Raw genomic sequence first — 19,566 nt, forward strand, 5'->3', positions numbered from 1 at the left:
TCAGTGCCCGCCGGCGGCGATGTACGCGATCGCGCCCACCACGGCGAGCGCCGCGATCCCGAAGCACAGTCCGCCCAGGATCTTGCGGAAGGTGGGGATGTGCCCCTCCTCGTCGCGGGCGCCCGGGCCCTCGACGGCGCGGACGCCCAGCGCGAACAGCGTCGGCAGGCCGGCGCCCACGATCAGGCCCCACAGGACGATGTTGCCCAGCGCGTCCCATTCGATGTACTGGCTCATCGCATGCCCTCCACCTTGCGGCGCTTGCCCTTCTTGGACACGCGCATGAGCTTCATGTTGTGGTCGACCACGGACTCCGCGAGGATCGACTCGTTGTCGGCCTTCGGCTTCCACTCGTCGTTGACGTTGTGGTGCCCCACCGGCTCCCGCTTGGACAGGTACCAGATGGCGCCGGACACCGCGATGAGCGCGCCGAACACCACGAACGACCCGACGCCCCCGCCGACCACGGCGCCCAGGCCGTACGCCGCGGCGCCCACCAGGCCCGCGCACGGGACCGTGATGAGCCACGCGAGGAACATGCGGCCCGCGACGGACCAGCGCACCGAGGCGCCCTTCATGCCCACGCCCGAGCCGAGGATCGACCCGGTCGCGACGTGGGTGGTCGACAGCGAGTAGCCGAAGTGGCTCGACAGCAGGATGACGGCGGCGGAGGACGTCTCCGCGGCCATGCCCTGGCGGGACTCCAGCTCGACCAGGCCCTTGCCGAGCGTGCGGATCACGCGCCAGCCGCCCAGGTACGTGCCGAGCGCCATCGCGAGGGCGCACGACAGGATCACCCAGAACGGGACGCCCGAGTCCTCGGGGACGGCGCCCGCGGCGATCAGCGCGAGCAGGATGATGCCCATCGACTTCTGGGCGTCGTTGGTGCCGTGCGCGAGCGAGACCAGCGAGGCGGAACCGATCTGACCCCAGCGGAACAGGCGGTCGTTGTCGTCCTGCTCGACATCCTGCGTGAAGCGGGTCACCAGTCGCGTGCCCACCGAGGCGACCGCGATCGCGACGATCGGGGCGATCAGGGCGGGGATGAGGACCTTCGAGATGAGGCCGTCCCACAGCACGCCCTGGCTGCCCGCGGCGGCGAGCACCGCGCCCACGACACCGCCGATCAGCGCATGGGAGGAGCTCGATGGCAGACCGAGCAGCCATGTCACGAGGTTCCAGATGATGCCGCCCGCGAGTCCGGCGAGGACCACGCCGAGCGTCACCACGTCGGCGTCGACGATCCCGGTCGCGATGGTCGCCGCCACCGTGAGCGACAGGAACGCGCCCACGAGGTTGAGCGAGGCGGACAGGAGGACGGCCTGCTTGGGCTTGAGCGCACGGGTCGCGATGGACGTCGCCATCGCGTTTCCGGTGTCGTGAAAGCCGTTGGTGAAGTCGAACGCGAGGGCGGTCGCGACGACCACGACGAGGAGAAGGGACTCGGTCACGGGCTCCATTGTGACGGTTTCTCAGGGGTGGTGTGTGGGCACATCGTCACAGGGTGCCCCTGGGGGCACCCTGTGAGGCTTGTCGCGGCACCCCGTGCCGCGTTCGTTCGGTTCACTACCAGGTAAGTTGTTGTTCACCGAGAGTTAACCGAGATCTCCCTCAAGATACGTCCAGCGTCCGTCCAGACGGATGAAACGGCTGGTCTCGCGCAGCGCGTCCATCGCGAGCACGCCCGCCGCGTGGTGCGCGACGAAGGTGACGGTCCCGGCATCGTCCCCCGCGAGGCCGCCCGTGGTGGCGAGAACCTCCAGGCCGCGCCACTCGACGTCCTCGAGCCCGGCGGCGAGGTCGAGCGGTCGGGTCGACGGGTGCCACGTCCGTGTGAGGTAGTCCGCGTCGCGGCGCACGTAGGCCGTGTAGCGCGAGCGCATGAGCGCCTCCGCGGTGGGGGCGTCCGCCTCCCCGCGCAGGTACGGGCGGCAGCACTCGGCGTACGGCGCGCCCGAGCCGCACGGGCAGGCGGCGGCCATCAGCGGGACCCCGCCGGCACGCCCTCGAGCGCGCGGCTGACCGCCGCGGTGAAGCCGTCGACGTCCTCGGCGGTGGTGTCCCACGCGCACATCCAGCGCGCCTCGACGGTGCCGGGCGTGGCGCCGGGCTGCCAGTCGTAGAAGCGGAAGTCGGCGCGCACGGCGTCGGCCGAGGCCTGCGGCAGCTCGACGAACACCGCGTTGGACTCGGTGTCCTGCGTGAAGCGCAGCGCGCCCGCGGCCTCGAGCGGCGCGAGCGCGGCCCGCAGGCGGGTCGCCATCGCGTTGGCGTGGCGCGCGTTGCGCAGCCACAGCGCGTCGCCCGCGAGGTCCGTGGCGGCGAGCAGGGTGGTGAGCTGCGTGGAGACGTAGCGCATCTTCGAGCCGAGCTGCATGGTCTGCTTGCGCAGGTACGGCAGGTCGTGCGCGAGGGAGTCGCGCAGGTCCTCCGCGAGCACCACGACGGCCTCGCCGAGCATGGCGCCGTTCTTGGTGCCGCCGAAGGACAGCACGTCCGCGCCCGCGGTGGCCTCGCGCAGGCTCACGCCCAGCGCGGCGGCGGCGTTCGCGATGCGCGCGCCGTCGAGGTGGACGCGCATGCCGAGCTCGTGAGCGGCGTAGGTGAGCTCCGCCATCTGCTCGAGCGAGTAGACCGTGCCGAGCTCCGTGGACTGGGTGACGGAGAGCACCACGGGCTGGGCGCGGTGCTCGTCGCCCAGGTCGCCGGCGTAGCGCGCGAGCTGGTCCGCGGAGATGCGGCCGTCCGTCGAGGGCAGCGGCAGGATCTTGAGCCCGCCGACACGCTCGGGGGCGCCGTTCTCGTCGACGTTGATGTGGGCGTGCTCCGACGCGACGATCCCGCCCCAGCGGGGGCTGAGCGCCATGAGGGACACGATGTTCGCGCCGGTGCCGTTGAACACCGGGAAGCCGAGCGCGTGATCGCCGAAGGTGGAGGCGATGGCCGCGTCGAAGGCCGCGGTGGCGGCGTCGGCGCCGTAGGCCACGTCATGGCCGGCGTTGGCCTCGGCCAGGGCCGCCATGATCTCGGGGTGGACGGAGGCGTAGTTGTCGGACGCGAAATGGACGGTGCGGTTCACCTCTGAAGTCTGTCACGACGGGGTCGCGTCCTGCGGCCGGACGCCTATCCACACGGGCGACCGTCGCATCGTCCCGTTGCGATCATCTGAGGCCGCAATCCGGCGGTTCTGGTGGATCAGCGACGAAACTGTGTGGATAGGCGCACGGGGCGGAGGCGGTCAGAGGTCCCGCACCCAGCGCTTCCCCTGCGTGCGGAAGCCCACCTTGCGGATGTACTCGCGGTCGAGCGCCTCGTGGGTGTCGATCTCCACGCGCCGGAAGCCGGCTGCGGTGAGCACGCCCGAGTCGCGGTACACGAACTCCCCCGGCGTGAAGTCGCGGAAGCGAGGCTTCACCCAGTCGAGCTCGACCAGCCCGGTGCCGCCGCCCTCGTCGCGCACGGCGACCACGCCCACGGCCTCGTCGCCGCGGGTCACCAGGAACGTCGCGCGCCGCGCCGCCCCCAGGGCCCGCGCCGTGAAATCGGGCTGGTGGGCCGCGATGTCCTTCGCGTGCACCGCGAGGACGTGCTGGAGGAACGGGTCCTCCGGGTCCATCGGGATGACCTTGTACACGCCCGGATCGTGGCGCTCGCGGTTGAGCCGGATGATCCAGTACGTGTTGATCAGGCTGATCGCGAGGTTCATCGCGAAGAACGGCCAGATCCCGATCACGCCGTTGTAGACCGTCGCGAGCAGCGAGCCGATGAGGTTCATCCACCGGAAGCGCATCACGCGCGACTGCGTGAGCGACACCACCACCAGGATGGTGCCCGCCCAGCCGATGACCTCGAGCACGGTGTCCATGCCCCTCAGCCTAGGCGCCTTCCAGGGACGATGCGCCGGTTGCGACGGCGCGGGCGTACCCTCGCTGGATGGCCGAGTCGGTGCGGGTGGACGCGTGGGTGTGGGCGGTGCGCCTGTACAAGACGCGGTCGCAGGCGACCGCCGCGTGCCGCGCCGGCCACGTGCGCATCGACGGCGAGCGGGCCAAGCCCGCGCAGAAGGTGGGGGTGGGCAGCACGGTCGAGGTCCGTGGAGGCGAGCGGGTGCGCATCGTCGAGGTGCGGCAGCTGCTCACGAAACGCGTCGGCGCCCCCGTCGCGCAGGCCGCCTACCTGGACCACAGCCCGCCGCCGCCCCCCAAGGAGCTCGCCTCCGCGTTCGGCGTCCGCGACCGCGGAGCCGGCCGGCCCACCAAGCGCGAGCGGCGTGAGATCGACAAGCTGCGCGGACGCCCGTCGCGCTGACCTCGGGCCACCACGGTCGCGGTCGGCGGCACCGCGGCGGGATGATGAGCGCATGAGCTCCCCGTACCGGATCATGACCGTCTGCACGGGCAACATCTGCCGCTCGCCCATGGCGGAGGTGGTGCTCAAGGCGCGGCTCGCAGACGCCGGCCTGGGCGACTCGGTCGAGGTGTGGTCCACCGGCGTGAGCTCGGAGGAGCACGGCAACCCGATCGACCGCCGCGCGGCGGCGGTGCTGCACGATGCGGGGTACATCGTGCCGCGCCGGGCCGCCCGTCGCGTCACCGCCGCGGACCTGGGCAGCGCCGACCTGGTGCTCGCCATGACGGCCGCGCACGCGCGTCGCCTGCGCGATCTCACGGACCGCCCGGTGGTCCGCATGTACCGGGCCTTCGACCCCGACGCCCCGTCCACGGCGGGCCTCGCCGACGAGCACCGGCTCGACATCGACGACCCCTGGTACGGCGGGATGGAGGACTTCCGCGTCACGCTCGCGCAGGTCGAGGCGGGCGCGGACGGCGTGATCGACGAGGTGCGCCGCGTGCTCGCGGCGCGCTGAGCGCCCGACCCGAGCCGCGCATCGTCCCTCGCAACGCGGCCATCGGTGCGCTCCGGTGGTGACGCCCCCGCGCCGGGTGTAGTCCGGACCGCTGGAGGCGGCGCCGCACGCGTGCCGCGAGGGAGGGGGCGGACATGGCTCACGGCGACCACCCGATCGAGGCGCTCGCCCCGCGCTCGCGGATGTACCAGGGGCCGTTCGGGCGGCTGTTCCCCGACCTGCCGCCGTGGCCGCCCGTCGCGATGACGGACGCCGAGGCCGACGTCCGGTTCTCCGCGCTCGCTCGCACCATGGTCGAACGGCCCGGCAGGAGTCCCGCAGCGATCGCGAACGCCGCGAAGGACCGCGACTCGTTCGACGGGACGCTCCCCGCGGGCTACACGTACTTCGGGCAGTTCGTGGATCACGACATCACGTTCGATCCGGCGTCGAGCCTGGTCCGTGCCAACGACCCGAACGGGCTGCTGAACTTCCGCACCCCGCGCCTGGACCTCGACAACCTCTACGGACGCGGGCCCGTCGATCAGCCGTACCTGTTCCACCAGGGCCGGTTCATCACGGGCGCGATCGTGAACGCCAAGGGCAGGCCCATCCGCGTGCCGGGGCTCGGGACCGCGAAGGATCCCGTGTTCTTCGCGGACCTGCCCCGCAACCCGCACGGGCGCGCGATCATCGGCGACCCGCGCAACGACGAGAACGTGATCGTCAGCCAGCTGCAGGCCGCGTTCCTGCTCGCGCACAACGCCCTGGTGGACCGCGCGGTCGACGCCGGCGCGAGCCAGCGTGCGGCGTTCGAGCAGGCGCGCCGGACCCTGCGGTGGCTGTACCAGTGGATCGTGTGGCACGACTACCTGCGCCGCATCTGCGAGCCCGCGGTGTGGGCGAGCGCCCTGCAGATCGGGGCGCCCGACGCGACGGGACGCCGGCCCGTCACGCTCGGCTTCAAGGATCTCTACGCGTGGAAGCAGCAGCCGTTCATGCCGGTCGAGTTCTCCGTCGCGGCGTACCGGTTCGGCCACTCGATGATCCGCACCGAGTACCGCACCAACCTCGCGCGGGGCATCGACAGGCACCTGCCCGTCTTCGCCCCCGGCGCCCGCGCCGACGACCTCCGCGGCGGCGGCCCCGTCCCGCTCGAGAACGCGATCGAGTGGGACTGGTTCCTGCCGATGGAGACGTCCGCCGGGGCGGCGGGCTTCCCGCAGCGCGCCCACCGGATCGACACCAAGGTGTCGAACTCGCTCGCCGCGCTCCCCGACGGCAACGCGCCCCTGCCGCAGCGCAACCTCAAGCGCGGCTGGCGGTTCGGGCTGCCGTCCGGCAGCGACGTGGCGCGGGCGCTGGGGGTCGCCCCGGTCGCGATCGACCCGGACCACGACGCGCTGTGGCTCTACATCCTCACGGAGGCGGAGACCACGGCGCGCGGGCGACGGCTGGGGACGGTCGGCTCGACCATCGTCGCCGCGACCATCGCGGGGCTCCTCAAGGGCGACCCCGGCTCGTGGCTCACGGTGAACGCCGCATGGACGCCCGACGACGACCCGCTCCTCAAGCCGCGCGACAACCGCGACGGCCGCGCCGACACCCCCGAGCACCCCTGGACGCTCGCATCCATCATCCGCATCGCCGGCGTGCCGTTCGACGCGGGCCCGTTCGGGGCCGCCGCCGGCCTTCCCGGAGGGGAGTAGGAGGCGGGCCGGGTGCAGCACCCGGCCCGCGCATCGTCCCTCCGCCGTCGAGGGCGACCCGCATGCAGGCTCATCCCCGGCCCGGTCCTGCATACGGGTCGCGGCGACCCGTATGCAGGACCGGACCCGGCGCCGTCGCGCATGCAGGACGGGGCGTACGGTGCTCGACGATCCGGAGGGACGATGCGCGGGTTCAGCCGGGCGGGTTCAGCCCGCCTGCCCGGGGTGCGCGCCCCAGATGCGGTCGAGGTAGTCGCGGATGGACCGGTCCGAGGAGAAGAAGCCGGAGCGGGCCACGTTGAGGACCGCGGAGCGGCTCCACGCCTCGGGGTCCGCGTAGGCCTCCTCGACGCGCGCCTGCGCGTCCATGTAGGCGCGGAAGTCCGCGAGGGCCATGAAGCGGTCGCGCTCCGTCAGGGACGAGAAGATCGACCCCGCCGCGCCGCCGCGGTCGCCGCCCGTGAACGCACCGGACACGATCATGTCGAGCGCGGCCTTGAGCTGCGGGTCCGCCTCGTAGTACGCGCCCGGGTCGTACCCCTTCGCCTGGAGCGCGGCCGCCTCCGGCTCGGTCATGCCGAACAGGAAGAAGTTGTCGTCGCCCACCAGCTGGCGGATCTCGACGTTCGCGCCGTCGTCCGTGCCGATGGTGAGGGCGCCGTTGAGCGCGAACTTCATGTTGCCCGTGCCGGACGCCTCCTTGCCGGCGAGCGAGATCTGCTCCGACAGGTCCGCGGCGGGGATGAGCCGTTCCGCGAGGGTGACGTTGTAGTTGGGCGGGAACACCACCTTGAGGCGGCCCTCGAGCGCCTTGTCCTCGTTGATGGTGCGGCCCACCGCGTTGATGAGCTCGATGGTCTCCTTGGCGCGCACGTAGCCGGGCGCCGCCTTCGCGCCGAACACGAAGGTCCTCGGCGTGACCGACTCGAGCGGCACGCGCCCCGAGGTGATGCCCTCGTACAGCGACACGATGTGGAGCAGCTTGAGCGACTGGCGCTTGTACTCGTGGAGGCGCTTGACCATCGCGTCGACCATGGCGTCGCCGGCGAGCTCGAGGCCGTCGCGGGCCCACAGGGTCTCCGCGAACCGGGCCTTGTTGTGGCCCTTGACCTCGCGGAAGCGGCGGCGGAACTCCGGGTCCTCCGCGAGCGGCTCGAGGCCGCGGAGCTGCTCGAGGTCCGTCACCCAGCCGTCGCCGATCGCCTCGGTGATGAGACCCGACAGGCTCGGGTTGGCGAGCCGCACGAACCGGCGGGGCGTGACGCCGTTGGTGACGTTGGTGAACTTCTCCGGCCACAGCTCGGCGAAGTCGTGGAGGACCTTGTCCGCAAGCAGCTGCGAGTGCAGCTCCGCGACGCCGTTGACCTTCGAGCCGGCCACGGTCGCGAGGTGCGCCATGCGGATCGCCCGCTCGGGCTGCTCCGCCACGATCGACATGCGGCGCACGCGCAGCTCGTCCCCCGGGTACGCCTCGCGGACCTCCTCGAGGAACTCCTCGTTGATCCGGTAGATGATCTCGAGGTGACGGGGCAGCAGGCGGCCCAGCAGGTCCACGGACCACACCTCGAGCGCCTCGGGCAGCAGCGTGTGGCACGTGTACGCGAACACCTTCTGCGTCACGGCCCATGCGGCGTCCCAGTCCCAGCCGCGCTCGTCGACCAGGAGCCGCATGAGCTCCGGCACCGCGATGACCGGGTGCGTGTCGTTGAGCTGGAAGATGATCCGCTCGGGCAGGCGCGTGAGGTCGAAGTCGTCGGGCAGGACGTTCTCGATGAAGTCGCGCAGCGAGCAGGCCACGAAGAAGTACTGCTGCTGCAGGCGCAGCTCCTTGCCCTGCGGCGTCGAGTCCTCGGGGTAGAGCACCTTGGAGATGTTCTCCGCGAACGTCTGCGCGCGGACCGCCTCCGCGTAGTCGCCCGCGTTGAAGATCTTGAGGTCGAACGCCTTGGTCGCCTCCGCGCTCCACAGGCGCAGCGTGTTGACGCGGCCGTTGAGGTAGCCGGGCACCATGTAGTTGTAGGGCACGCCGAGCACGGACCAGGCGGGCACCCAGGTGCGGTCGCCGTCCTCGTCCTCGACGTGGCCGCCGAAGCTGACCTCGACGGCGTTCTCGGGGTGCGCGATCTCCCACGGTGAGCCCAGGCCCAGCCAGTTGTCGGGCTTCTCCACCTGCTTGCCGTCGACGAACGTCTGGCGGAAGATCCCGTACTCGTAGCGGATGCCGTAGCCCACCGAGGTGACGTTGAGCGTCGCGAGCGAGTCGATGAAGCACGCCGCGAGGCGCCCCAGGCCACCGTTGCCCAGGCCGGGCTCGACCTCGAGGTCGCGCAGCTCGTCCAGGTCGATCCCGAGCTGGCTCAGCGACTGCGCCGCGATGTCCTCGAGCCCCGCGGCGAGCAGGTTGTTCTCCAGCTGCGGGCCCAGCAGGAACTCCGCGGACAGGTACGCGACGGACTTGTTCTGCTCGTTGAACTGCTGGCGCAGGTTCACCAGCCACCGCGCCGCCAGGTAGTGCCGCACGGTGCGGGCGAGCGCGAGGTACTTGTCGTTGGTCGAGGCGCGGTACAGGTCCACGCCCTGCCCGAAGTTGATCTCGTGGAGGAAGTGCCACGTGAAGGCCTCGACGGAGTGATCGGGGGCGGCCATGGGAGGCGGGAAGTCGTTCACACCCGCCAATGTAAGCGTTAACGGTCCCGGGTGGCGGGCCCGTCGCACACATTTAACATTCGGGCATCCGCCCGAAACCCGGGGACGATGCCCGGGCCGGGTCGCGTACGGCCGGTGGCGCCGCACAGTCCCGGCACGGCAGACTGGCGCCCATGCGCGGCATCATCCTCGCGGGCGGCTCAGGGACGCGCCTGCACCCCATCACGCAGGGCATCTCCAAGCAGCTGGTGCCGGTGTACGACAAGCCGCTCGTCTACTATCCGCTGTCGACGCTGCTGCTCGCGGGCATCCGCGAGATCCTCGTGATCTCCACGCCGCACGACCTCCCGCAGTTCCGCCGGCTGCTCGGCGACGGCTCGCAGTTCGGGATCCGGCTCGAGTACGCGGAGCAGCCCACCCCGGGCGGGCTGGCACAGGCGTTCACCATCGGCGCGGACTTCATCGGCGATGAGAAGGTCGCGCTGGTGCTCGGGGACAACGTGTTCTACGGTCCCGGGCTGGGCCTGCACCTGCAGCGGTTCGCGGAGGTCGACGGCGGCGCGATCTTCGCCTACCGGGTGGCGGACCCGCGCGCGTACGGCGTGGTGGAGTTCGACTCGACCGGGCGGGCGCTGTCGCTCGAGGAGAAGCCCGAGCGTCCGCGGTCCGAGTTCGCGGTGCCCGGCCTCTACTTCTACGACAACGACGTGGTGGAGATCGCGCGAGCCGTCCGCCCGTCCGCGCGGGGCGAGTACGAGATCACCGACGTCAACCGCGAGTACCTCGCGCGCGGGTCCCTCCACGTCGAGGTGCTGCCGCGCGGCACCGCATGGCTCGACACCGGCACGTTCGATTCGTTGCTCGAGGCCAGCCAGTTCGTGCAGGCCGTCGAACGCCGGCAGGGTCTCAAGATCGGCGCGCCCGAGGAGATCGCGTGGCGCCGGGGGTTCCTGTCCGATGACGAGCTGCGCGCTCGGGCCGAGGGGCTGGTCAAGTCGGGATACGGCCAGTACCTCCTGGACCTGCTCGCGCGCGAGCGTGCCGGCGCCGCCCAGGCCTCGGGGGCCGCCCGATGAGGCTGCTGGTCACGGGCGGGGCGGGGTTCATCGGCGCGAACTTCGTGCGGCTGACGTTGTCGACCAGGCCGGACGTCGAGGTCACCGTGCTGGACCTGCTCACGTACGCGGGCAACGCGGCCTCGGTGCCCGAGGATCCGCGGGTGACGCTGGTCAAGGGCGACATCGCGGATCCCGAGATGGTCGACGCGCTGGTGCGCGAGGCGGACGCGGTGGTGCACTTCGCGGCGGAGTCTCACAACGACAACTCGCTGGACGACCCGTCGCCGTTCATCCACACCAACCTGGTGGGCACGTTCCAGCTGCTCGAGGCGGCTCGCCGTCACGGCGTGCGCTTCCACCACGTCTCCACGGACGAGGTCTACGGCGACCTGCCGCTGGACACCCCGGAGAGGTTCACGCCGGACACGCCGTACCACCCGTCGTCGCCGTACTCGGCGTCCAAGGCCGGCTCGGATCTGCTGGTGCGGGCCTGGGTGCGGTCCTTCGGGCTCGAGGCGACCCTGTCGAACTGCTCCAACAACTACGGACCCTTCCAGCACGTGGAGAAGTTCATCCCACGCCAGATCACCAACCTCATCGACGGCGTCCGTCCCAAGCTCTACGGCGCGGGGCTGAACGTGCGCGACTGGATCCACGTGGACGACCACAACCGGGCCGTGTGGACCATCCTCGAGTCGGGTCGGATCGGGGAGACCTATCTCATCGGCGCGGATGGCGAGACGTCCAACAAGGACGTCATCGCGACCGTGCTCGAGCTCATGGGCCATGCGCCCGACGACTTCGAGCACGTCGCCGACCGCCCCGGTCACGACCTCCGCTACGCGATCGATGCCACCCGGCTGCGCGAGGAGCTCGGCTGGGAGCCCGTCTACGGCGACTTCCGCGCCGGCCTCGCCACGACCATCGACTGGTACCGCGAGCACGAGGCCTGGTGGCGGCCCCAGAAGCTCGAGACCGAGCTCAGGTACCAGCGGTTGGGGCGGTAGCGCCTCCCCGTCGACCGCTCTCCACACGGATTCTGCAACTTCACGTGTGCTGGTCGGGCGATGCGACGCGAGTGGCATCGCGGGAGCGCTCCCAGGCGGGTCGGCGTGTGGAGAGTGGTCAGGGCCGGCCGGGCGGCGTCGCGCCTCAGCCCAGGATCCGGCGGAAAAGCTCGCGATAGCCCTCGCCCACGGCCTCCACGGAGTACGCGCGGGACCGCATCCGCGCGGCCGCGCCCAGCGACGCGCGCAGCTCCTGATCCTCGGCGAGCACCTCGAGCGAGCGCGCCAGCGCGGCCGCGTCGCCCTCGGGCACCAGCACGCCGGAGCGACCCGCCTCGATCGCCTCGTTGAGGCCCGGCAGGTCGGACGCGATCACGGCGCAGCCCGCACCCATCGCCTCGAGCATCGCGACCGGCAGACCGTCCTGGTCGCCCGTCGACGCGCGTCGCGAGGGGAACACCGCGATGCCCGCGCGGGACAGCACCTCGTCGAGCTCGACCCGGCTCAGCTGTCCCCGGAACGTCACGGGCAGCCCCTGGGCGAGCGCCTCGAGGCGCGCCCGCTCGGGCCCGTCGCCCACGATGGTGAGGTCCAGCCGCGCGCGCGACAGCCGCAGCGCCTCGAGCAGCACGTCGAAGCCCTTCTTCTCCACCAGGCGCCCTACCGCGAGCAGGTGCACGGGGTGCTTCCACGTGGCGGGCTTGGACACCTGGCGGTCGTCGTGAGCGACCTGCACGAACCGCGCGCCCATGGGGATCACGTGCGTGGTCTCCGGGTCCGCCCCCAACGCCAGCACGCGCTCGCGCATGTCCGCGTTCATCACCGTGACCGCCGCGGCGGCGCGCACCACGCGTGACTTCGCCGCGCGCGCGGGACCGTTGTCGAGCGCGTACAGGTCGCCGCCGAGCGTGGTCACCACCGTCGGGACGCCCGCCATCGCGCGGCGCGCGATCATGCCCTGCGGGATGATCCAGAACGCGTGCATCGCATCCGGCCGGAAGTCACGGATCTCGCGCCGCAGCGCGGTCGCGAGGCCGCCCAGGAGGAACGGCACCTGCGCCAGCCGCGACCGGCGCGCGCGCACGTTCTCGAGGATCGCGCCGTCCGCGAGGTCCTCCCACCGCGACGGGAAGTAGCGGTACCTCACCACCTCGACGGTCTCCGTGAGCCGCTCCCTCGCCGCGCCGCCGGGAACCGCGGGCGCGAGCACCCGAACCTCGAACTCCTCACCCAGCTCGCGCGCCAGATCCTCGACGAACGCCGGGGTCCCGTCGCCCGCCCGTGCCGGCAGCGTCGACGTCAGGACGAGCACGCGCGGCAGAGCCATAGGATGACATCCGATACCTGAAGGGGCTGGTGGGTGAGCACAGTGTATGACGCTGCGGTGGTCGGTTCCCGCGGCTTCCTCGGCTCCGCCATCGCCGCCGGGCTCGGCGCCCGCGGCCTCCGCATCACGGGGTTCACCAGGGATGATCCGGTCGTGGTGGACGATGCCCTGGCCCCGCGCGCGGCCGACGTCCCCGTGATCGTGTGGGCGGCCGGGGGCATCACGCCGACCGTCGCGGCCGAGGACCCCGCCGCGGTCGAGGCCGAGCTCGACGCCTTCCGGACCTTCGCCCGAGCCGCGGCCGGGGCCCCCGCCGCGCCGCGCATCGTCCTGCTGTCCTCGGGCGGCGCGGTCTACGGCCCGCCGGCCCGGCCGCCCTACCGCGAGGCGGACGCGCCCGCCCCGCCCAACGCCTACGGCGCGTACAAGCTCGCGCAGGAGCGCATCCTCGCGGAGGCCGGGCTGCGGTCGACCGCGGTCCGCATCGCGAACGCGTACGGGCCCGGTCAGCGCGGCGCCCACGGCCAGGGCGTGCTCGCGATCTGGATGCGGGAGCTACGCGCCGGCGAGGCCGTCACGCTCCACGGGGACGGCGCCGTCGCGCGCGACTACGTCCACGCCGACGACGTGGTCGCCGCGGTCGCGCGGGTGATCGCGGCCGATGAGCCGCCCGCCGTGGTCAACGTCGGCTCGGGCACGCCCACGTCGCTCGCCCAGCTGGTCGAGCTGCTCGGCGCCGCGGTGGGCCCGGACGCGATGCGCGTCGATCGTCTCCCCTCGCGCGGCGTCGACCCCGACTCGACATGGCTCGACGTGAGCCTCGCCCGCGAGACGCTCGGCTGGAAGCCGCGCGTGCCCCTGGCCGAGGGCATCTGCGACATGTGGAACCGGCAGGCGCGATGAAGCGGGCGCTGAGGTGGGGCTTCCTCGCGGTCGCGGTGGCGTTGCTCGCGTGGGCGGTCGCGTCCAGCTGGCCGGAGGTCTCCGCGGCGCTGCGGGACCTCACGTGGGGAGCGATCGCGGGCTCGCTGCTCGCGTGCGTGCTCGCGCTGGGAGTCAACGCGCTGTCCTGGCGCGCGGTGATGAGGGCGATCGGGCTCACCGCGACCGTGCCCGAGGCGCTGCGCGTGTTCCTCCTGTCGCAGGTGGGCAAGTACGTGCCCGGATCCGTGTGGCCCGTCCTCGCGCAGGCGGAGTTCGCGCGGGACCACGGCGTGAGCAGGCCGCGCGCGATGACGGGGTCGATCGTCGCGATGGTGGTGGGCGTGGTGACCGCCGGGGTGGTCGGATCCCTGGGGCTGCTGCTGTCGGTGCCGGGCGCGCTCGCCACCTACTGGTGGGTGCTGGTGGTCGCGGCCGCGTTGGCGGCCCTGCTGGTGCCGCCGGTGCTCGCGCGCGTGGTCGCGCTCGCGTTCCGTCTCACCCGACGCGACGAGGAGCCCGCCCGGATCGGGGGCCGCGCGTTGCTCGCCTCCGCGGCGTGGTCGACGCTCATGTGGCTGATCCTCGGCCTCCACGCCTGGCTCCTGCTGCGCGAGCTGGCGCCGGGCGCGGGCCTCCTGGTCGCGACCGGCGCGTTCGCGTTCGCGTGGCTGGTCGGATTCCTCGTGGTGATCGCACCCGCCGGGGTGGGCGCGCGGGAGGCCGCGCTGGTGCTCGCGCTCGGGCCCGTCGCGACCCCCGCGCAGGCGCTCAGCCTCGCGCTCGTGAGCCGCTTCCTCATGACCGCCGCGGACGCGATCGGCCTGGGGGCGGGGATCCTCATCGGTGCGCGGCGTCCGGGCGGGGCACGTCCGGATCCCGCAGCAGCGCCTCGGGACCCTGGAGCAGCTCCTCCTCGGGGGTGACCGCCGGCTCGATGCGGTGCACCGGGCCGTACTGCTGCTCCTTGAGACGTTCCAGCTGATCCTCCGCGAGCACGCGGTTGGTGCGCAGCAGGTCCGACAGCACCCCCAGCGCGATGGCGAGCAGCGCCGCGGAGACCAGCGCGCCGCCCAGGATGAGCGACTGGACGTGGTCTCCCGTGTCCCCGGTGAGGCGCAGCACCGCGAAGCGCACGAACGGGATCAGCCCGCCCACCCCGAACAGCGTCGCCAGCGCGGTGAACACGGCCCACGGGCGGAACATGATCGACGACCGCAGGATCGCCATTCCCGACTTCGCCATGTGCTCGAACATGTTGGAGAACAGGCGCGACTCGCGCGTCTTGGGGTTGGTGTCGATGGGCACCGAGGCGATCGCGAGGCGCTTGTTGCCCGCCTGGATGATGGTCTCCATCGTGTAGCTGAACTGGGTGACGATGTTGAGCCGGTACAGCGCGAACCTCGAGTACGCGCGGAAGCCCGAGGCGGCGTCGGGCAGGTCCGTGCCCGCGGCCTTGTTCACCACCCACGACCCGAACCGCTGCATCGCCTTCTTGAACGGCGAGAAGTGCGCGATCGTGTGGGTCTGGCGGTCGCCGATGACGATCTCGGCCTCGCCCGCCAGGATCGGCTGGACGAGGTCGCCGATCCGCTCCTGCGGGTACTGGTTGTCGCCGTCGGTGTTCACCACGATGTCCGCACCCGACCGCAGGGCGTGATCCACGCCGTCGCGGAAGGACCGCGCGAGGCCCATGGTCCGCGCGTGACGGATCACGGTCGCCCCGTACGCCCGCGCGACCTCGGCCGTGCGATCGGTCGAGCCGTCGTCGATGACGAGCACCTCGACCTCGTCGACCCCGTCGATCGCGGCGGGGATGGACGCGAGGACGAGCGGCAGCGTCGTCTCCTCGTTGAGGCACGGGACCTGGATGACCACCTTCACGCCCTCCAGGCTAGTGCGCGCTCGCGCGGTCCACGGTGCGCTCGCGGCCGCGTCGCGACGCGTGGAGTGCGCCACACCCCGCCGAGGTACGCGGCACGATGCGCAAGAATGGGCCGGTGACCTCCTTCGCCGACCGCCACATCGGACCCGACGCCCCTGCCCTCGAGACCATGCTGGCCGCCGTCGGCCACGGGTCGCTCGACTCGCTGGTCGACGCCGCGGTGCCCGCGTCGATCCGCGGCGACGACGTGCTGGTGCTTCCCGAGGCGCGCTCGGAGGCCGAGGTGCTCGCCGCGCTGCAGGGCCTCGCCGCACGCAACACGGTGAACGTGTCGATGATCGGCCAGGGCTTCCACGACACCATCACCCCGATGGCGATCCAGCGCAATGTTCTCGAGAATCCCGCCTGGTACACCGCCTACACGCCCTACCAGGCGGAGATCTCCCAGGGCCGCCTCGAGGCCATGCTGAACTTCCAGACGATGGTGGCGGACCTCACCGCGCTGCCCGTCGCGGGCGCGTCGCTGCTCGACGAGTCCACCGCCGTGTCCGAGGCCGTGCTGCTCATGCGCCGCGCGGTCCGCGGCAAGGACGGCGGACGCATCGTCCTCGACGCCGAGTGCCTGCCCCAGACCATCGCGGTGGTGAGCGCGCAGGCCGAGGCGATCGGGCTGCCGCTCGAGGTCCAGGAGCTGGGCGAGGACTGGGAGGCCCCCGAGGACCTCGTCGGGCTCGTCATCCAGCAGCCCGGCCAGACCGGCCTGGTGCGCGACGTCTCCACGCTGATCGACCTCGCGCACGAGGCGGGCGCGCTCGTGACCGTCGCCGCCGACATCCTGTCCCTGTGCGTCATCAAGGCGCCCGGCGAGCTCGGCGCGGACATCGCGGTCGGCTCGACCCAGCGCTTCGGCGTCCCCCTGTTCTTCGGCGGACCCCACGCCGGCTACATCGCGGTCCGCGAGGGCCTCGAGCGCCAGCTCCCCGGCCGCCTGGTGGGCGTGTCCGTCGACGTCGACGGCGACCGCGCCTACCGCCTCGCACTGCAGACCCGTGAGCAGCACATCCGCCGCGACAAGGCGACGTCGAACATCTGCACCGCGCAGGCGCTGCTGGCCGTGGTCGCCAGCTTCTACGCGGTCTACCACGGCGCCGACGGCCTGCGCGAGATCGCGCTGCGCGTCCACCGCATGGCCTCGACGCTGGCGGACGCGCTCCGCGCGCGCGGCGTGAGCATCCGTCACGACCACTTCTTCGACACGATCGTGGTCGAGGCGCCGCGTGGCGCGGACTCCGTGGTCGCGCGCGCCGCGGCGCGCGGCATCAACGTGCGCCGCCTCGACGCGGACGCCGTGGCGATCGCGTGCGACGAGCGCACCACGCCCGAGATCCTCACCGCGCTGCTCGAGGCGATCCTCGACCGCCGCGCGGAGCGGCCCGTGTACACCGGACCGACCGTCGCGATCCCGGTGGGCCTGCGGCGCTCGTCCGAGTACCTCACCCACCCGCACTTCACCAGCTACCGGTCCGAGACCGCGCTCATGCGCTACATGCGTCGCCTCGCCGATCGCGACCTCGCGCTGGACCGCACGATGATCCCGCTCGGCTCGTGCACCATGAAGCTCAACTCGGCCGTCGAGATGGCCGCGGTGAGCTGGCCCGGCTTCGCGCAGATCCACCCGTTCGCGCCGGCCGACCAGACCGCCGGCTACCGCGAGATGATCGGGCAGCTCGAGGGCTGGCTCGCCCAGATCACCGGCTACGCGGCCGTGTCCGTGCAGCCCAACGCCGGCTCGCGCGGCGAGTACGCGGGCCTGCTCGCGATCCGCTCGTACCACCTGGCGAACGGCGAGGGCGAGCGCGACGTGTGCCTCATCCCGGCATCGGCCCACGGCACCAACGCCGCCTCCGCCGTGCTCGCCGGCATGCGCGTGGTCGTGGTCGCGACCGCGCCCGACGGCGAGGTCGACCTCGAGGACCTCCACGCGAAGATCGCGGCGCACGCGGGCCGCGTCAGCTGCATCATGATCACCTACCCGTCCACGCACGGCGTGTACGAGGAGCACGTGGGCGAGGTGTGCGCCGCGGTCCACGACGCGGGCGGCCAGGTCTACATCGACGGCGCCAACCTCAACGCCCTGGTGGGGGTCGCCAAGCCCGGCCACTTCGGCGGCGACGTGTCGCACCTCAACCTGCACAAGACGTTCGCCATCCCGCACGGCGGCGGCGGTCCGGGCGTGGGCCCGGTCGCGGTCGCCAAGCACCTGGTGCCGTTCCTGCCCCGGTCGCTCGCCCCGGTGCAGTCGCCCGCCGAGCTTGCGCGCGAGGGCGCGCCCGTGTCCTCCGCCCCGTACGGCTCCGCCGGCGTCCTGCCGATCTCGTGGGCCTACATCGCGCTCATGGGCCACACCGGCTTGCGCCGCGCGACCGAGACCGCGGTGCTCGCCGCGAACTACGTCGCGGCGCGCCTCGAGCCGCACTACCCCGTGCTGTTCCGCGGCCCCGGCGGCCTGGTCGCCCACGAGTGCATCCTCGACGTGCGCCCGCTCACCAAGGACACCGGCATCACCGCGGAGGACATCGCCAAGCGCCTCATCGACTTCGGCATCCACGCGCCCACCATGTCCTTCCCCGTCGCGGGCACCCTCATGGTCGAGCCGACCGAGTCCGAGGACCTGGGCGAGATCGACCGCTTCATCGACGCGATGATCACCATCCGCGAGGAGATCGCCGCGGTCGAGGCGGGCGAGATCGCGGCCGCGGACTCGCCGCTGCGGCACGCTCCGCACACGCTCGCGATGGTCGTCGCCGACGAGTGGACGCAGGCCTACCCGCGCGAGCAGGCCGCATTCCCGGTGGCGTCGCTGCGCACCGACAAGTACTGGTCGCCGGTGCGACGCATCGACAACGCGCACGGGGACCGCAACCTCGTGTGCGCGTGCCCCCCGCTCGACGAGTACGAGGCCTGAGGCACGCCCGCGCGCACCGCCGCCCCCGCCTCCCGCATGGCTACGCTGTCGGCATGAGCCCGCTGACCTGCCGTCGCCACCCCGGGCTCGGCGGGCCATGACACGTCAGGCCCTCCAGCCGCCGGTGCTGCCCGGGTACACGTACGTGCGCCCGCTCGGTCAGGGCGGGTTCGCCGACGTGTTCCTGTTCCAGCAGGACATGCCGAGGCGGCAGGTGGCGGTCAAGGTGCTGCACGCCAGGGTCGAGGCGTCCTCGGCACGCGCGCTCGGCGTCGAGGCGGACGTGATGGCCGCGCTCAGCGCGCACCCGTCGATCCTCACGGTGCACGAGGCCTCGGTGTCGGGCGACGGACGCCCGTTCATGGTGGTCGAGTACTGCCCCGGGTCGCTCGCGAACCGCTACCGCTCGGAGCGGATCCCCGTCGAGGACGTGCTGAGCGTCGGCGTGCAGATCGCATCCGCCGTCGAGGCGGCGCACCGCATCGGCATGCTGCACCGCGACATCAAGCCGTCGAACATCCTCGTGACGCAGTTCGGCCACCCCGTCCTGTCCGACTTCGGCGTGGCGACAGCGGTCATGGCGGGCGACGCCGACGACGTCGCGATGAGCCCCCCGTGGTCCGCCCCCGAGGTGATCGACCGCATGAGCTCGGGCACGGTCGCGTCCGACGTCTGGTCCCTCGCGGCGACCGTCTACACGCTGCTCGCGCAGCACAGCCCGTTCGACGACGCCGACAGGCGGCTCCCGCCCGAGCAGCTCAAGGCGCGGATCCTCAAGGCGCGCTACCGGCCCACGGGCCGCGACGACGTCCCGGCGTCCCTCGAGGCCGCGCTCGCGGGAGGCATGCGCCGCGATCCCGGCGACCGCTACCCCCACGCCCTCGCGCTGGGGCAGGCGCTCCAGGACGTCCAGCGTGAGCTGGGCCTGCCCGTCACGCCGCTCGAGGTGCCCACCGACGCGTGGGCCCAGGCCTCACGGGTGACGGTGGACGATGCGCCGCGCGGCCCCGTGCGCTCGCACGTCCCGATCGCGGCGCGCCGCCGCGCCACCGCGACCGGCACGCTCGCGCGCCCGCCGCACGCGACGCCCCGCACGGTGGTCGCGTGGGCGCTCGGCGCCGCGGCCGCGGCGACGGTGACCACGCTGCTGATCGTCACGCTGTGGGGCGGCGGGTGACGGACGTCGGCCGAGCCACGGCCGC

General features: G+C 72.3%; 17 protein-coding genes. 9 read left to right on the forward strand and 8 right to left on the reverse strand.

What is annotated here, in order from left to right; all coding sequences use genetic code 11:
• The 5 genes from AOM01_RS06110 to AOM01_RS06130 form a co-directional block, all read right to left on the reverse strand.
• Positions 1–237 (reverse strand): hypothetical protein, encoded by a 237-nt coding sequence (locus AOM01_RS06110; RefSeq protein ID WP_062290510.1) that lies wholly within the window; start codon positions 235–237, stop codon positions 1–3.
• The gene (locus AOM01_RS06115; RefSeq protein ID WP_082110037.1) at positions 234–1,460 is read right to left on the reverse strand and encodes an inorganic phosphate transporter; all 1,227 of its coding nucleotides are present in this window, start codon (positions 1,458–1,460) and stop codon (positions 234–236) included. The genes AOM01_RS06110 and AOM01_RS06115 overlap by 4 nt, the downstream gene beginning before the upstream one ends.
• 135 nt (positions 1,461–1,595) lie before the next feature.
• The gene (locus AOM01_RS06120; RefSeq protein WP_062290513.1) at positions 1,596–1,982 is read right to left on the reverse strand and encodes a YchJ family protein; all 387 of its coding nucleotides are present in this window, start codon (positions 1,980–1,982) and stop codon (positions 1,596–1,598) included.
• Positions 1,982–3,079, reverse strand: a complete 1,098-nt coding sequence (locus tag AOM01_RS06125; protein ID WP_062290516.1) for a threonine aldolase family protein — start codon at positions 3,077–3,079, stop codon at positions 1,982–1,984. The genes AOM01_RS06120 and AOM01_RS06125 overlap by 1 nt, the downstream gene beginning before the upstream one ends.
• Before the next feature lie 159 nt (positions 3,080–3,238).
• A complete protein-coding gene (locus AOM01_RS06130) occupies positions 3,239–3,865 on the reverse strand; it encodes a hypothetical protein (protein ID WP_062290518.1) in 627 nt (208 codons plus the stop codon).
• 68 nt (positions 3,866–3,933) lie between these two features.
• On the opposite strand from AOM01_RS06130, the gene AOM01_RS06135 reads away from it, so the two are divergent.
• From AOM01_RS06135 to AOM01_RS06145, 3 genes are all read left to right on the forward strand, one after another.
• Positions 3,934–4,308 (forward strand): RNA-binding S4 domain-containing protein, encoded by a 375-nt coding sequence (locus AOM01_RS06135; RefSeq protein WP_062290520.1) that lies wholly within the window; start codon positions 3,934–3,936, stop codon positions 4,306–4,308.
• Between the two features lie 52 nt (positions 4,309–4,360).
• Positions 4,361–4,867 (forward strand): low molecular weight protein-tyrosine-phosphatase, encoded by a 507-nt coding sequence (locus AOM01_RS06140; protein WP_062290525.1) that lies wholly within the window; start codon positions 4,361–4,363, stop codon positions 4,865–4,867.
• A gap of 134 nt (positions 4,868–5,001) precedes the next feature.
• The gene (locus AOM01_RS06145; RefSeq protein WP_062290528.1) at positions 5,002–6,555 is read left to right on the forward strand and encodes a peroxidase family protein; all 1,554 of its coding nucleotides are present in this window, start codon (positions 5,002–5,004) and stop codon (positions 6,553–6,555) included.
• Positions 6,556–6,762: 207 nt separating this feature from the next.
• Here AOM01_RS06145 and AOM01_RS06150 read toward each other — a convergent pair whose 3' ends face one another.
• Positions 6,763–9,201, reverse strand: coding sequence for a glycogen/starch/alpha-glucan phosphorylase (locus AOM01_RS06150; protein ID WP_082110038.1), 2,439 nt, complete (start codon positions 9,199–9,201; stop codon positions 6,763–6,765).
• Between the two features lie 173 nt (positions 9,202–9,374).
• Between AOM01_RS06150 and rfbA the strand changes: the two genes are divergently transcribed.
• Together rfbA and rfbB are read left to right on the forward strand one after the other, a co-directional pair.
• Positions 9,375–10,277, forward strand: a complete 903-nt coding sequence (gene rfbA / locus AOM01_RS06155) for a glucose-1-phosphate thymidylyltransferase RfbA (RefSeq protein WP_062290540.1) — start codon at positions 9,375–9,377, stop codon at positions 10,275–10,277.
• Positions 10,274–11,266 carry a dTDP-glucose 4,6-dehydratase gene (gene rfbB, locus AOM01_RS06160; RefSeq protein WP_062290543.1) on the forward strand — a complete coding sequence of 331 codons (993 nt, stop codon included), beginning with the start codon at positions 10,274–10,276 and terminating at the stop codon, positions 11,264–11,266. Before rfbA ends, rfbB begins: the two co-directional genes overlap by 4 nt.
• A 145-nt stretch (positions 11,267–11,411) precedes the next feature.
• On the opposite strand, the gene AOM01_RS06165 is transcribed toward rfbB, so the two are convergent.
• A complete protein-coding gene (locus AOM01_RS06165; RefSeq protein WP_062290546.1) occupies positions 11,412–12,593 on the reverse strand; it encodes a glycosyltransferase in 1,182 nt (393 codons plus the stop codon).
• A 33-nt stretch (positions 12,594–12,626) separates the two neighbouring features.
• Here AOM01_RS06165 and AOM01_RS06170 point away from each other — a divergent pair, with 33 nt between their 5' ends.
• Together AOM01_RS06170 and AOM01_RS06175 are read left to right on the forward strand one after the other, a co-directional pair.
• Positions 12,627–13,496: an NAD-dependent epimerase/dehydratase family protein gene (locus tag AOM01_RS06170; protein WP_062290549.1), complete on the forward strand. Its 870-nt coding sequence runs from the start codon at positions 12,627–12,629 to the stop codon at positions 13,494–13,496.
• Positions 13,493–14,440: a lysylphosphatidylglycerol synthase transmembrane domain-containing protein gene (locus AOM01_RS06175; protein ID WP_062290552.1), complete on the forward strand. Its 948-nt coding sequence runs from the start codon at positions 13,493–13,495 to the stop codon at positions 14,438–14,440. Before AOM01_RS06170 ends, AOM01_RS06175 begins: the two co-directional genes overlap by 4 nt.
• Here AOM01_RS06175 and AOM01_RS06180 read toward each other — a convergent pair.
• Positions 14,355–15,398 carry a glycosyltransferase family 2 protein gene (locus AOM01_RS06180; RefSeq protein WP_062290555.1) on the reverse strand — a complete coding sequence of 348 codons (1,044 nt, stop codon included), beginning with the start codon at positions 15,396–15,398 and terminating at the stop codon, positions 14,355–14,357. The genes AOM01_RS06175 and AOM01_RS06180 overlap by 86 nt on opposite strands.
• A gap of 98 nt (positions 15,399–15,496) precedes the next feature.
• Here AOM01_RS06180 and gcvP point away from each other — a divergent pair, with 98 nt between their 5' ends.
• Positions 15,497–18,364, forward strand: a complete 2,868-nt coding sequence (gcvP, locus tag AOM01_RS06185) for an aminomethyl-transferring glycine dehydrogenase (protein ID WP_082110039.1) — start codon at positions 15,497–15,499, stop codon at positions 18,362–18,364.
• A gap of 97 nt (positions 18,365–18,461) precedes the next feature.
• Complete coding sequence (locus AOM01_RS06190) at positions 18,462–19,541, forward strand: serine/threonine-protein kinase (RefSeq protein ID WP_082110040.1); 1,080 nt, start codon at positions 18,462–18,464, stop codon at positions 19,539–19,541.
• Positions 19,542–19,566: the final 25 nt, after the last annotated feature.

The sequence above is a fragment of the Demequina phytophila genome (assembly GCF_000971135.1).
In the GTDB taxonomy this organism is placed as follows: domain Bacteria; phylum Actinomycetota; class Actinomycetes; order Actinomycetales; family Demequinaceae; genus Demequina; species Demequina phytophila.